Source organism: Streptomyces violaceus, assembly GCF_036014075.1.
In the GTDB taxonomy this organism is placed as follows: Bacteria; Actinomycetota; Actinomycetes; order Streptomycetales; family Streptomycetaceae; genus Streptomyces; species Streptomyces violaceus.
In genome coordinates, this window is record NZ_CP107911.1 from 7488536 (window position 1) to 7501322 (window position 12787).

Sequence of the window (12787 nt, forward strand, 5' to 3'; positions counted from 1 at the left end):
AAGCCGACCTCATGCTGCGCATCGCCGTCCCCAACAAGGGTTCCCTGTCCGGCCCTGCGGCGGAGATGCTGCATGAGGCCGGCTACCAGCAGCGCCGGGAATCCAAGGAGCTGCGGATCGTCGACCCGGTGAACGAGGTCGAGTTCTTCTACCTCCGCCCCCGCGACATCGCCATCTACGTCGCCTCCGGTCAGCTGGACATCGGCCTCACCGGACGCGACCTGCTCATCGACTCGGGCGCCGACGCCGAGGAGATCCTCGCGCTCGGGTTCGCCCGCTCCACCTTCCGCTACGCCTGCAAGCCCGGCACCATCGGCGGCCTGGCGGACCTCGCCGGCAAGACCGTCGCCACCTCGTACGAGGGCATCGTCGCGGCGCACCTCGCCGACCACGGCATCGACGCCTCCGTCGTCCACCTCGACGGCGCCGTCGAGACCGCCATCCAGCTCGGCGTCGCCCAGGTCATCGCTGACGTCGTCGAGACCGGCACCTCGCTGCGCAACGCGGGCCTCGAGGTAGTCGCCGAGCCGATCATGAAGTCCGAGGCCGTCGTGATCCGCCGCACCGGCGCGGACGCCGACGACCCCAAGGTGCAGCAGTTCCTGCGGCGCCTCCAGGGCGTCCTGGTCGCCCGGACGTACGTGATGATGGACTACGACTGCCGTGTGGAGCAGCTGGAGAAGGCCGTCGCCCTCACCCCCGGTCTGGAATCGCCGACGGTCTCCCCGCTGCACAACGAGGGCTGGGTCGCCGTCCGCGCGATGGTCCCGGCCAAGGAGGCGCAGCGGATCATGGACGACCTCTACGACATCGGCGCCCGGGCCATCCTGACCACGGCCATCCACGCCTGCCGTCTCTGAGGGGCGTACACCGATGTCCGATCTGCCCACCCTGCCTGTCACCTTCCGGCCGGGCAGCACCCGAGCGGTGCTGCTCACCGCCGCCGTCGCGATCCTGATCGTGATCACGGCCGTCGCGATGCTGCTGAAGCAGCTCGGCCCCGCCGAGCGCCTCAGCTTCGTCCTCACGGCGCTTCTGCTGGACGCGGTGCTGCTCCTGCTGGCCCGGCCCAAGGTCGTCGCCGACGAGTCCGGCGTCACCGTGGTGAACCTCACGAACAAGCGCCGGCTGGAGTGGGCGGAGATCCTTCAGGTGACTCTCCGGCCCGGCGACCCCTGGGTATTCCTCAACCTCAGCGACGGCACCAGCCTGCCTGTCCTCGGTATTCAGCCGGGTATCGCCAGGCAGCGGGCGATCGCCGACGCCCGGGCCCTGCGCGCGCTCGCCGAGGCCCGTTCCGTGGCGGACGAGCGGCATCAGAGCTGACTCGGCACATCCACAGGGCGGCCGCCACTGCCGCACGGGGCCGTGTCTTGATTAATCTGTTGACGGAGGCTTGAACGGATGGGCCTCCGCCTCTGTTGCCCCGCCAGGTGCACAGAGGCTCCTGCTAACCGAGGAGTGACCCTCTCCGGCGATGGACGGATCGTCCTGTAGTACTTGCGCCGCCCCCTGCCGACATAGCGCGGACCCCGTTTTCGAGGTTCGCGACCTTGCGGAGGCGGCGGCATCATGACCACCCCCCTGCTGCTCCTGGCAGCCGCGTTCCTGCTGATTCTCGCCAACGGATTCTTCGTGGCGGCCGAGTTCGGACTCGTGACGGTCGAGCGGCCCGAGGCCGAGAAGGCCGCCGCCGAGGGCGACCGGCGCGCCCACCGCGTCGTCGAGTCGCTCAAGGAACTGTCCTTCCAGCTCTCCGGCACCCAGCTCGGCATCACCATCACCTCCCTCGTCGTCGGCATGCTCGCCGAACCGGCGCTCGCGGAGCTGCTGCACGGCCCGTTCACCTCGATCGGCATCCCCGAGGGAGCCGTCTCCGGTGTCACGGTCGTCGTCGGCATGCTGCTGGCCTCCGCCGTGCAGATGGTGATCGGCGAGCTCCTGCCCAAGAACTGGGCGGTGTCCAGGCCGCTTCAGGTCGCGCGCTTCGTCGCGGGCCCGCAGCATGTCTTCGCCCGGCTGTTCCGCCCGGTCATCGCCGGCCTCAACGCCGTCGCGAACCGGCTCGTACGTGCCCTGGGCATCGAACCCGCCGAGGAGCTGGCCTCCGCCCGCACCCCCGGCGAACTCGTCTCCCTGGCCCGCCACTCGGCCCGGGCCGGCGCCCTGGAACAGGACACGGCCGACCTCTTCGTCAGAACCCTGTCGCTGGGTGAGCTGACCGCGCAGCACGTGATGACGCCGCGCGTGAAGGTCAGCGCCCTGCAGTCCTCGGCCACCGCCGAGGACGTGGTCAACCTGACCCGGGCCACGGGCCTGTCCCGCTTCCCCGTCTACCGGGAGAGGATCGACGAGGTGGTCGGCATGGTCCACCTCAAGGACGCCCTGGCCGTGCCCGTGCGGGACCGGCTGCGCACCCCCGTCGGCCGCATCGCCCGCCCCGCGCTGCTCGTCCCCGAGACGCTGCCCGTACGGCCGCTGCTCGCCCGTCTGCGCAGCGAGCAGCCCATCGCGGTCGTTGTCGACGAGTACGGCGGCACGGCCGGCGTCGTCACACTGGAGGACATCGTCGAGGAGATCGTCGGCGAGGTCCGCGACGAGCACGACGGACACGACCTCCCCGAGCTGGCCTCCGCAGCGCCGGAAGACGGCAGGCCCGCCTGGGACGTCGACGGCAGCTGCCGTGTCGACATCCTGCTGCGCATAGGCCTCGAGGTGCCGGAAGGCCCGTACGAGACCGTCGCGGGCCTGATCGCGGATCTGCTGGGCCGCATCCCGGCCGTCGGCGACAGGGCGGAGCTGCCCGGCTGGCGGCTGTCGGTGCGCCAGGTCGGCCACTACCGCGCGGAGCGGGTCCGGCTCGTGCGGACGGCCCCGGTGGCAGCCATGGTGGAGGCCGTCCGATGAGCGTGCTCCAACTTCTCTTCGCCGCGCTGCTCGTGCTCGCCAACGGCTTCTTCGTCGGTGCCGAGTTCGCGCTCGTCTCCGTACGCCGCAGCCAGATCGAACCGCTCGGCACGGCCCGCGCCCGGCAGGTCCTCTACGGGCTCGAGCGGCTGCCGCAGATGATGGCGGCGGCCCAGTTCGGCATCACCGTCTGCTCGCTGACCCTCGGCGCGGTCGCCGAACCGACCGTCGCACATCTGCTGGAGCCGGTCTTCGAGTGGATCCACCTGCCGCACGGCATGATCCACCCGCTGACCTACGTCATCGCTCTCGCCGCGGTGGTCTTCTTCCACCTCGTCATCGGCGAGATGCTCCCGAAGAACCTGGCGATGGCGGCCCCCGAGAAGGTCGCGCTGTGGCTCAGTCCCGGCCTGGTCTGGTTCGCCCGGTTCTGCAAGCCGATCACCGCCGCGCTCGGCGCGGTCTCCCAGGGCATCCTGCGGCTCTTCCACGTCGAGCCCAGGGACGAGGTCGAGGCCGTCTTCACCAGCGAGCAGCTCAACCGGCTGGTGGAGGACGCCGGCCACGCGGGCCTGCTCGACCCCGAGGAGGCCGAACGCCTGGAGGACGCCCTGGAGCTGGGCTCGCGCCCGGTGACGGACGTCCTGCTGAAGCGCGAGTCACTGGTGACGGTCAGCCCGTCCGTCACCCCCGGGCGCATCGTCGAGCTCACGGCCCGGACCGGGTACTCCCGGTTCCCGGTCGCGGCGGAGAACGGGGCGTTCATGGGCTATCTGCATGTGAAGGACGTCCTGGACCTGGAGCACTCCGACCGGGCCGTGCCGCAGCAGTTGTGGCGGCCCATGACGACGTTGCGGTCCGAGCTGCCGCTGGACGACGCGCTGACGGTGATGCGGCGGGCCGCGACACACCTGGCCCAGGTGGCCGACGGGTCGGGGAAGGTGCTCGGACTGGTCGCGCTGGAGGATGTGCTGGAGCTGTTGGTGGGCGAGGTGCGGGATCCCGCGCATCGGGAAGTCCCCGAGATCAGGCTGACCGAGCCGAGGTCCGGCGAGGAGGTACTGGCGACGTAGTCGCTGTTGGGTGGGTGCGCAGCCCGGCGCCGCGGGGTGCCGCCTGCGTCCACCCGTGCCGCCCCAGCAGCACGACTGCCCGCAGGCTCGGCCGGTCACAGTCCGGGCGGATCCTGCGGCCCCCGCCCGGACAGCACCTCCCCGTACGCCTGCATCAGATCCGGCAACCGCAGGGTCGCCAGGTCTTCCCTGCCCAGCACCCCGGGATACACGGACAGCCGCAGATCCCGGTACGCACAGCTCTTCTCGTACAGGGTCCGCAGGAACCGTCCGTTGCCCAGTTCGTCGATCCACCCCTGGTCGACCACATGCCCGGCGATGGACCGCAGTTCGTCGTGGGCCTCCTCGTCCCAGAGGTCGCCGTTCTCCGCTGCGAGCACCTTGCCGATCTCGGTGAGTTCGAGGGGACGGTAGGAGGGGAAGTCGACGCGGCTGGTGAAGCGGGAGGACAGCCCGGGGTTCGCGGCGAGCAGGCGGTCCATGCCCTCCGGGTAGCCGGCCAGGATCACCACGAGATGGTCGCGGTTGTCCTCCGCCCGCTTCAGCAGCACCTGGAGCGCCTCGTCGCCGTACGCATCGCCCTTGCCGTAGCCCGAGTTGGACAGCGAGTACGCCTCGTCGACGAAGAGGACGCCCCCGAGGGCCGAGTCGATCAGCTCGTTGGCCTTCACGGCCGTCTGCCCGAGGTACTCGCCGACCAGGTCGGCCCGCTGGGCCTCCACGAGATGGTCGCCGCCGAGCAGCCCGAGGGCGTAGAAGACGCGGCCGAGGATGCGGGCGACGGTGGTCTTGCCGGTGCCGGAGGGGCCGGAGAAGACGAAGTGCCGTTTGGGCGGCTGGACCGGCAAGCCCTGACCGGCCCGCAACCGAGCCATGTTCAGCTGCGCCGACAACGCTTTGACCTGGCGTTTCACCGGCTCCAGACCCACCATGCGCTCCAGCTCGGCGAGTGCCTCCTCCAGTAACGCGGGATCGGTGGGCCCGGCGGGCAGGGACGGGGCGGGGGAGAACTTCTCGCGCACGGCCGGATCCGTCACCGGTGGCAGGGGAGCGGAGCCCGGCGGCTCGAGGTCGGGCAGTCTCAGGTCGCGGCCCTCGGTGCCGAAGAGCGGGTCGAATCCGTCCGGCCCGTCCACGGCGTCCTGGCCGAGGCCCGGGAGCGTGATCGCCGCGAGGTCGGTGGAGTCGTCGTAGCCGTCGCCCTCGGCGATCGCGGCGAGCCGGGCCGAGGTGTCCATGAAGGCCGGGTCGATGCGGTGCACGGCCCGGTACAGGGGGAGCGCGGCGGCGCTGCGGCCGGTGCCCTCGTGCGCCCGGGCCAGCCAGTAGCGCAGCTCCTTGCGCTGCGGTTGCTCGCTGCGGCAGCGCATCAGCGCGGCGGACAGCAGCGGTTCGGCCTGGCCGTACATCTCCAGACGGACCCGGGCCATGCCGCCGAAGAGCCCCGTCTCGATGCCGAGCATCGGGTCGGCGAGGAGCGGGTCGGTGTGGCGGACCAGTTGCTCCCAGTCCTTGACCAGATAGGCGCGGCAGGCGTGCAGGAAGCGGACCTGGGCGTCGGTGTCCACCGGCGGAAGCCCGGCGAGGGCCCGGTCCAGCTCGGGGACGTGGCGGCCGTCCAGCCAGTGGGAGGCGTGCGCGAGCAGCAGGTCGCGGGGGCTCTCCAGCACGGGCTGCACCCACCAGCCCAGCCAGTACCAGGAGTTGAGGGTGCGGCGGTAGCGGGAGCGCTGCTCCCCGAAGCGGTCCCGGTGCCGGAACATCCTGAGCAGCGCGGTCGTCGTGTCGACGCGCAGCGCGTGCAGCCCGAGCCAGCCGTCGGCCATCCCGGGGTCCATCCGTACGGCGGCGCGGAACTCCTCCTCCGCCTGCGGATAGGCGCCCATGGTGTAGGCGTCGACGCCTCGCAGCCAGGCGAGGTCGGCCGGGGCCTGCGGGCCCTGCGTGCCGAATTCCATCACGTCCCCCACGAACCGTGCCCCCGTCGGTATGCCAACGAGCCGTCCCCCCAGCCGGCTGCCCTGCTCGAACCGCTGTGCCACGGACCGGAGTTGCGAGGTGCGCGGAGCAACCGTCCGTAGGTCGCGACGAGGGCATCGTACCTGCGGGGGCGGCGCCCCCGAAGGGTGCCGCACGGGCCGTTCGGCGAGGTGGGAGCGGATGCGGTCCACTCGCGCACGGTGACCGAGTGTGAGCGTTCGGCGCCTCACGAGGCCCGGAAAACGGAAGAAGACAGAACGAAGCCCCCGATCACGGGGGAACAACCGGGGGCTTCGCGTCTGTGGGCGGCTCCGAATGGCCGCACATTCAGAACGTAAGTCCTGTACGGCCCACCGGTCAAGCCGAGTTGAAGCACTCCGGCAAGTTGCACCGCAAGGGCTTTCACAAGTTCAGCACACTGCGGGCGGTCCGTCACCGTGCGTGAGGGGCTGGTCCGGTCCAACAGTCCCAGCAGGTCCCGGAAACACCTCGTACCCCTTCTCTCCCTGCCGTACCAGGAGATCCGCGAAGGGCCGCGAGGGATCGTCGGCGAAATGCCGGCGCTCCGCCGGGACCCATCCGTTCCAGAACTCCCGCTGTTCCTCCCCGTCCCGCGACCGTCCCCGCGCCCAGGCCTCCTCGCCCGGCAGCTCCATCCACAGCAGCAGGGCCAGGTGGGGGCGCAGTGCCCGGCGCCCCGCGCCGACGCCCTCGACGAGGATCACCGGTGCGGGCGGCAGGGGGCGGGGAGGGCCGAAGCGGCGGGCCCGCCAGTCGTAGGGGGCGTAGTGCGCGGTCCGGCCGTCGGCCAGCGGCTCGATCACCTGGTCCAGCAGCCGTCCGGTCCAGCCGAACAGTTCGTCGTGGCTGGCGATGTCGTCGAGGCGCAGCACCGGCGCGCCGCCGAGCGCCCCCGCCAACTGCTCGGCGAACGTGGTCTTCCCGGAGCCGGCGTGCCCGTCGACGCCGACGAGACGGACCGGGCCGCAGGAGGGGGAAAGGCGGCGGATCCGGGAGGCCAGGTCGCGGACGGCGGGTCCCGGTGCGGAGCGGAAGGACGGATTCATCTCGCGCAGCACTCTAGGGCCTGCCTGGCGACGCAGTTCACGGCTCCTGCGCTCCTGCCACTGGTCGACGCCAATATTGGTGGGCGTGGCGCGGGTCGAAGTGCTGGCAGGACCCGGCGGGCTGTGCTCATATGTGGCGCACACGCATGCGCGACCGACCGTGCAACGGACCTGCCCCGCCCCTGCCCGACTCCGACATCCGGGGGTCCCCGCCATGAGCAGAGCCGAACAGCCGTCCCGCAGAACCGTCCTGGCCGCAGCGGTCGCCGCCGCCGTCACCGCGAGCGCGGGTCCGGCGGCCGCCGACACCGAGGTCTCCATGACGACCGACACCGCGGACCCCTCCCGGGCGGTCCCGGCCCGCACCGTGGACAACCGGGCCTGGGTCTCGCACGGTGACTGGCGCGGCGGCACCGCCCGGGGTACCCGTGCGGTCGCGGGCGCCCGACCGGGTCTGGTGATCGCGAAGCCCGCCGGAACCGCCGACTACAAGGACCCGCACACCGGCACCACCGCCCCCTGGGAGTACGGCACCTGGACGTCCCCCGTCCACCGGCTCGCCGTCCCCGCGACGGAGGCGATCGTCTCCTGGAACGCGCGCACCCCGGCCGGCACCTGGATCCAGGCCGAGTTCATGGGCACGTACACCGACGGCACCAGCAGCCCCTGGTACGTGATGGGCCGCTGGGCGGCGGGCGACCAGGACATCCGGCGCACCTCGGTCGACGACCAGAGCGACGGCAAGAGCACCGTCTGGACGGACACGCTGGCCGTCGACGACCCGGCGACGGGCCTGCGCCTGGCCTCCTACCGTCTGCGTCTGACGCTGTACCGCAAGCCGGGCACCAAGGCCACGCCCACCGTGTGGCGGCTCGGCACGATGGGCTCCGACGTCCCCGACCGGTTCACCGTCCCGGCGTCCGCGCCCGGCCTCGCGAAGGAACTGACCGTCCCGCGGTACTCGCAGGAGATCCACAAGGGTCAGTACCCCGAGTACGACAACGGCGGCGAGGCCTGGTGCAGCCCGACCTCCTCCCAGATGATCATCGAGTACTGGGGCGGCCGGCTCAGCTCCGAGCAGCTGGCCTGGGTGGAGCCGTCGTACGCCGATCCGCAGGTGTGCCACGCGGCCCGGTTCACGTACGACTACCAGTACTCGGGCTGCGGCAACTGGCCCTTCAACGCCGCCTACGCGGCCACGTTCAAGGACCTCCAGGCCGTGGTCACCCGGCTCGGCTCGCTCACCGACCTGGAGACGCTGATCGCGGCGGGCATCCCGGCCATAACGTCCCAGTCCTTCCTGAAGGAGGAGCTGACCGGCGCCGGGTACGGCACCGCGGGGCACCTGATGACCGTCATCGGCTTCACGGCCGGCGGCGACGTGATCGCGAACGACCCCGCCTCGGCGACCAACCAGGCCGTGCGGCGCGTCTACCGGCGGCGCGAGTGGGAGAACATCTGGCTGCGGACCAAGCGGTACAACGCCTCCGGCAAGGTCGTCTCCGGTACCGGCGGCGTCTGCTATCTGTACTTCCCGGCGCGCCCGACCGCGGCCCAGCGCAGGGCGCTGACAGCCGTGGGCGTGCGCGTGTGACCAAACTCTCGGCCGCAAAAGCCGCTCCGGGTGGCAAGGTGGGCGGAACTTCGGGGGAAGTCCGTCCGCCCCACCGGATCAGCGAGAAGCCATGACCGCACACTCAGCCACCGCCGCCGGCGTCCGCACGGGCGGCCCCCAGGACGACGGCCCGAAGATCGTCGAGCACGTCATGGGCTGGACGCTCGTCGTGGTCGTCGCGATGCTCGTGACTCAGCTCGGGCTGTTGTGACCCTGGCCGGAGCGCTGTGACCTGACCCACGACCCGGCCCTCCGACCTGCCATACTGCGGATGTCCCTCCTCGCCCGCCTGGAACCAGGGTCGAAATTGAATATCAGTCAACAGCCTGCCGCGCGTCCCAGAGCCCGCGGCACCGAGCGCTCGCTGGCGCGCCGTGCCGAACTCATCGCCATCGGCCGGAGGTTGTTCGCAGACACGTCCTACGACGCCCTCTCGATGGACGACATCGCCCGGCAGGCGCACGTCGCCAAGGGGCTCATCTACTACTACTTCCAGTCCAAGCGGGGCTACTACCTGGCCATCATCCAGGACTCGGTCACCGACCTGGTCACCCTGGCGGCGAGCGGACTCGAACTGCCCCCGGTCGACCGTGTCCAGCGCACGATCGACAGCTATCTGCGCTACGCCGAGCACAACCAGGCCGCGTACCGCACGATCGTCAGCGGCGGAGTCGGCTTCGACACCGAGGTGCACGCCATCCGGGACGGTGTGCGCGAGGCGATCGTCGCCACCATCGCCGAGGGCGCGTACGGCCGCGTCGACATCACCCCGCTGGCGCGGATGGGGCTGCTGGCCTGGGTGTGCAGCGTCGAGGGCGCCACCCTCGAATGGATCGACCGCCCCGAACTGCCCCGCGAGACCATGTGCGAGCTGCTGGTGAAGGGCCTCGGCGGCGCCCTGCGGGCGATCGAGGACCTGGACCCCGCCTACCCGGCCCCGCAGGCGGCCGCCCGCCAGGACGCGTGAGACGGGGGCGGAGGGCCCGTCACGGTCCCTCCGCCCCTGATCGCCCTGCCTTATTTGATGGCCCTGATCAGCTCACCGTTCGCCGTGTCGCCGCTCAGCTCCCAGAAGAACGTGCCGCCCAGACCCTGCTGGTTCTTGTACGTCATCTTGGTCCCGATGGTCGCCGGGGTGTCGTAACTCCACCAGTCGTTCCCGCACTTGGCGTACGCCGTGCCGGCGTCCGTCCCCGTCGCCGGGCACTTGGTCTTGAGCACCTTGTAGTCGTCGATGCCCTGCTCGTACGTGCCCGCCGCCGGGCCGGTCGCGGTGCCGCCGGGGGCCGACTGGGTGACGCCGGTCCAGCCGCGGCCGTAGAAGCCGATGCCGAGCAGCAGCTTCGAGGCGGGGATGCCGAGGCCCTTGAGCTTCGCGATGGTCGCCGACGTGTGGAAGCCCGCCTTCGGGATGCCGGAGTACGAGGTCAGCGGAGAGTGCGGGGCCGTCGGGCCGGCGGCGTCCCAGGCGCCGAAGAAGTCGTACGTCATCGGGTTGTACCAGTCGACGTACGGGGCGGCGCCCGCGTAGTCCGCCGCGTCGATCTTGCCGCCCGGGGTGGCGTCGGCCGTGATCGCCGCGGTGACGAGGTTGCGGGAGCCGAACTTGGCGCGCAGGGCCTGCGCCAGGTCGCGGAAGGCCGCCTTGCCGCTGGTGTCGCAGGTCGCGCCGCAGGCGTTCGGGTACTCCCAGTCGATGTCGATGCCGTCGAAGACGTCGGCCCACTTGGAGTTCTCGACCAGGTCGTAGCAGGACTGGGCGAAGGCGGCCGGGTTCCTGGCGGCCTCGCCGAAGCCGCCCGACCAGGTCCAGCCGCCGAAGGACCACAGGACCTTGAGGTTCGGATGCTTCTGCTTCAGTTTGCGCAGCTGGTTGAAGTTGCCGCGCAGCGGCTGGTCCCAGGTGTCGGCCTTGCCGTCGACGGAGTCGGCGGCGGTGTAGGCCCGGTCGGTGGCCGCGTAGGCGTCGCCCATGGCGCACTTTCCGCCGGTGACGTTGCCGAACGCGTAGTTGATGTGCGTGAGCCTGGCCGCCGAGCCGGACGTCTCGATGTTCTTGACGTAGTACTTGCGGTCGTAGGTGCCCCATTCGGTGAAGTACCCGATGACCTTGGAGCCGGCGGCCCTGGAGCCGGGCGCGGCCTTCGATGCCGCGGCGGCCTCCTGAGCCGAGGCCGCCGCGGTGGCGGTCGAGGTGCCGGCGCCGGCCAGCAGACCGGCGCCGAGGACGGCGCAACAGGCCGCGGACACGATGGCCCGGAAGCGGGAGCGGTGGGGGGTGTGCATCCGGTGTCTCCTCGTGGGGAGAGGGAACGCGCGCCGATTGGCATGAACGCGATGACTCGGTGAAGCGAAACGGTAGGAGGACTAGACCAGTTCGGTCAATGGTGCGGACCAATTCCGATCCGGCGGATGTGCTCGGGCATTACCTGAAGTAAGCGGTCGTTAACTGGTGACTGCATGCCTCCGATCGGGCATACTCACAGCGCACAGCCGCTGGTCAGCAGCTTCCGAGACCCGGGACTGCAAGCATCGGCCAGGCACCAGATCGACCCGGCGGCGCCCCCCACCCATGGGCCCGTCCGCCAGTGCCCGACAGGGAGGAGAGCGTCGCCATGCCCGACCGCGCCCCGCAGCCGGTGGACCGACAACTGCCCACGGAGGAGGCCCGGGAGCTGATCTCACTCGTCCGTGACATCGCGCGGCAGGAGATCACCCCGAAGGCGGCCGAGGAGGAGGACGCCGGCCGCTTCCCGCGGGACCTGTTCACCCTGCTCTCGCACTCCGGCCTGCTCGGCCTGCCGTACGCGTCCGAGTACGGCGGCGGCGATCAGCCGTACGAGGTCTATCTCCAGGCCCTCGAAGAGCTCTCCGCGGCCCGCCTCACGGTCGGCCTCGGCGTCAGCGTCCACTCCCTGTCCTCCTACGCGCTCGCCGCCTACGGCACCAAGGAGCAGCAGGTCGAGCACCTGCCCGGGATGCTCGGCGGCGGCTTGCTCGGTGCCTACTGCCTCTCCGAGCCGCACTCCGGATCGGACGCGGCGGCCCTGCGCACCAAGGCGGTGCGGGACGGCGACGGCTGGGTGATCACCGGCACCAAGGCCTGGATCACCCACGGCGGGATCGCCGACTTCTACACGGTCATGGCGCGCACCGGCGAGGAGGGACCGCGCGGGATCACCGCGTTCCTGGTGCCCGGCGACGCGCCGGGGGTGAGCGCGGCGGTGCCCGAGAAGAAGATGGGCATGAAGGGCTCGCCCACCGCCCAGGTTCACTTCGACGGCGTACGGATCTCCGACGACCGGCGCATCGGCGAGGAGGGGCAGGGCTTCGCGATCGCCCTGTCCGCGCTGGACTCGGGGCGGCTCGGCATCGCGGCGTGCGCGATCGGCGTGGCGCAGGCGGCGCTCGACGAGGCGCTGGTGTACGCGGCCGAAAGGCGCCAGTTCGGGAAGGCGATCGCCGACTTCCAGGGGCTTCGCTTCATGCTCGCCGACATGGCGACGCAGATCGAGGCGGGCCGTGCGCTCTACCTCGCGGCGGCGCGGCTGCGGGACGCGGGCCGGCCGTTCGCCCGGCAGGCGGCCATGGCCAAACTGCACTGCACCGACACCGCGATGCGGGTCACCACCGACGCCGTGCAGATCCTCGGCGGCTACGGCTACACCGCGGACTTCGCGGTCGAGCGCTACATGCGCGAGGCCAAGGTGCTGCAGATCGTCGAGGGCACCAACCAGATCCAGCGGATGGTCATCGCCCGCCATCTCGTGGGGCCAGAGGAACGCTGAACTGGTCGAGGCCCCGCCAGGGCGCCGCGAGCCGCATCCACTCCGGGTCGTGCCGGCCCGGCAGGGTGCGGCCGCCCTCGGCCCAGGTCCGCATCAGGTCGCGGTAGATCGGGGGGTCCTGGTAGCGCGGCGCGGTCGGCCGAACCGATTCTGCGGGTGCCGGGACGAAGAGGAGGCGCTGACGCCCGGTCGCTGAGGAGATGGGGGTCATGCCAGGGCAACGCGGCGAAGGCCGGACAGGTCACCGGATGGTGGAATCGGGCGTGCGTTTCAGGGCTCCCCCTGGTCGCTCCGGCAGGGCCCGGGGAGTGCGCGCCACCCGTGTGCTCCGGACGCACTGAACCGCACCACGGCACC

12 protein-coding genes are annotated in these 12787 nt (G+C 71.2%); 8 read left to right on the forward strand and 4 right to left on the reverse strand.

The features are described from left to right. Window positions 1-11 precede the first annotated feature (11 nt). The 4 genes from hisG to OG542_RS33780 all read left to right on the forward strand — a co-directional run bounded on the left by hisG (window position 12) and on the right by OG542_RS33780 (window position 3980). Window positions 12-860 carry an ATP phosphoribosyltransferase gene (gene hisG / locus OG542_RS33765; RefSeq protein ID WP_193480168.1) on the forward strand — a complete coding sequence of 283 codons (849 nt, stop codon included), beginning with the start codon at window positions 12-14 and terminating at the stop codon, window positions 858-860. 13 nt (window positions 861-873) lie between these two features. Then, entirely contained in the window at window positions 874-1326 is a 453-nt protein-coding gene (locus OG542_RS33770) for a PH domain-containing protein (protein ID WP_328415785.1), read from the forward strand. A gap of 246 nt (window positions 1327-1572) precedes the next feature. After that, a complete protein-coding gene (locus tag OG542_RS33775; protein WP_311124657.1) occupies window positions 1573-2907 on the forward strand; it encodes a hemolysin family protein in 1335 nt (444 codons plus the stop codon). Beyond that, window positions 2904-3980 (forward strand): hemolysin family protein, encoded by a 1077-nt coding sequence (locus OG542_RS33780; RefSeq protein WP_311124656.1) that lies wholly within the window; start codon window positions 2904-2906, stop codon window positions 3978-3980. Before OG542_RS33775 ends, OG542_RS33780 begins: the two co-directional genes overlap by 4 nt. Before the next feature lie 95 nt (window positions 3981-4075). Here OG542_RS33780 and OG542_RS33785 read toward each other — a convergent pair whose 3' ends face one another. Continuing rightward, window positions 4076-5938 (reverse strand): AAA family ATPase, encoded by a 1863-nt coding sequence (locus OG542_RS33785; protein ID WP_328415787.1) that lies wholly within the window; start codon window positions 5936-5938, stop codon window positions 4076-4078. A 432-nt stretch (window positions 5939-6370) separates the two neighbouring features. Next, the gene (locus tag OG542_RS33790) at window positions 6371-7027 is read right to left on the reverse strand and encodes a uridine kinase family protein (RefSeq protein ID WP_328415789.1); all 657 of its coding nucleotides are present in this window, start codon (window positions 7025-7027) and stop codon (window positions 6371-6373) included. A 214-nt stretch (window positions 7028-7241) separates the two neighbouring features. Here OG542_RS33790 and OG542_RS33795 point away from each other — a divergent pair, with 214 nt between their 5' ends. The 3 genes from OG542_RS33795 (at window position 7242) to OG542_RS33805 (ending at window position 9609) form a co-directional block, all read left to right on the forward strand. Further along, entirely contained in the window at window positions 7242-8621 is a 1380-nt protein-coding gene (locus OG542_RS33795; protein WP_328415791.1) for a peptidase C39 family protein, read from the forward strand. 91 nt (window positions 8622-8712) lie between these two features. Continuing rightward, window positions 8713-8853 carry an SCO1431 family membrane protein gene (locus OG542_RS33800; RefSeq protein WP_184597117.1) on the forward strand — a complete coding sequence of 47 codons (141 nt, stop codon included), beginning with the start codon at window positions 8713-8715 and terminating at the stop codon, window positions 8851-8853. Window positions 8854-8949: 96 nt separating this feature from the next. Beyond that, window positions 8950-9609, forward strand: coding sequence for a TetR/AcrR family transcriptional regulator (locus OG542_RS33805; RefSeq protein WP_261678698.1), 660 nt, complete (start codon window positions 8950-8952; stop codon window positions 9607-9609). Between the two features lie 50 nt (window positions 9610-9659). Here the strand turns inward: OG542_RS33805 and OG542_RS33810 are convergent, their stop codons facing one another. Further along, window positions 9660-10928, reverse strand: coding sequence for a glycoside hydrolase family 18 protein (locus tag OG542_RS33810; RefSeq protein WP_328415795.1), 1269 nt, complete (start codon window positions 10926-10928; stop codon window positions 9660-9662). 329 nt (window positions 10929-11257) lie between these two features. On the opposite strand from OG542_RS33810, the gene OG542_RS33815 reads away from it, so the two are divergent. Further along, window positions 11258-12430, forward strand: coding sequence for an acyl-CoA dehydrogenase family protein (locus OG542_RS33815; RefSeq protein ID WP_311124651.1), 1173 nt, complete (start codon window positions 11258-11260; stop codon window positions 12428-12430). Here OG542_RS33815 and OG542_RS33820 read toward each other — a convergent pair. Beyond that, window positions 12393-12641, reverse strand: a complete 249-nt coding sequence (locus tag OG542_RS33820) for a hypothetical protein (RefSeq protein WP_328415798.1) — start codon at window positions 12639-12641, stop codon at window positions 12393-12395. The two genes, OG542_RS33815 and OG542_RS33820, sit on opposite strands and share 38 nt — an antisense overlap. Window positions 12642-12787: the final 146 nt, after the last annotated feature.

Excerpts from the sequence above, each read along its gene's own strand:
- OG542_RS33780 (WP_311124656.1), top strand. The coding sequence starts at position 2,904 with ATGAGCGTGCTCCAACTTCTCTTCGCCGCGCTGCTCGTGCTCGCCAAC.
- OG542_RS33785 (WP_328415787.1), bottom strand. The coding sequence starts at position 5,938 with ATGGAATTCGGCACGCAGGGCCCGCAGGCCCCGGCCGACCTCGCCTGG.
- OG542_RS33820 (WP_328415798.1), bottom strand. The coding sequence starts at position 12,641 with ATGACCCCCATCTCCTCAGCGACCGGGCGTCAGCGCCTCCTCTTCGTC.
- OG542_RS33795 (WP_328415791.1), top strand. The coding sequence starts at position 7,242 with ATGAGCAGAGCCGAACAGCCGTCCCGCAGAACCGTCCTGGCCGCAGCG.
- hisG (WP_193480168.1), top strand. The coding sequence starts at position 12 with ATGCTGCGCATCGCCGTCCCCAACAAGGGTTCCCTGTCCGGCCCTGCG.
- OG542_RS33770 (WP_328415785.1), top strand. The coding sequence starts at position 874 with ATGTCCGATCTGCCCACCCTGCCTGTCACCTTCCGGCCGGGCAGCACC.
- OG542_RS33815 (WP_311124651.1), top strand. The coding sequence starts at position 11,258 with ATGCCCGACCGCGCCCCGCAGCCGGTGGACCGACAACTGCCCACGGAG.
- OG542_RS33775 (WP_311124657.1), top strand. The coding sequence starts at position 1,573 with ATGACCACCCCCCTGCTGCTCCTGGCAGCCGCGTTCCTGCTGATTCTC.
- OG542_RS33800 (WP_184597117.1), top strand. The coding sequence starts at position 8,713 with ATGACCGCACACTCAGCCACCGCCGCCGGCGTCCGCACGGGCGGCCCC.
- OG542_RS33810 (WP_328415795.1), bottom strand. The coding sequence starts at position 10,928 with ATGCACACCCCCCACCGCTCCCGCTTCCGGGCCATCGTGTCCGCGGCC.
- OG542_RS33790 (WP_328415789.1), bottom strand. The coding sequence starts at position 7,027 with ATGAATCCGTCCTTCCGCTCCGCACCGGGACCCGCCGTCCGCGACCTG.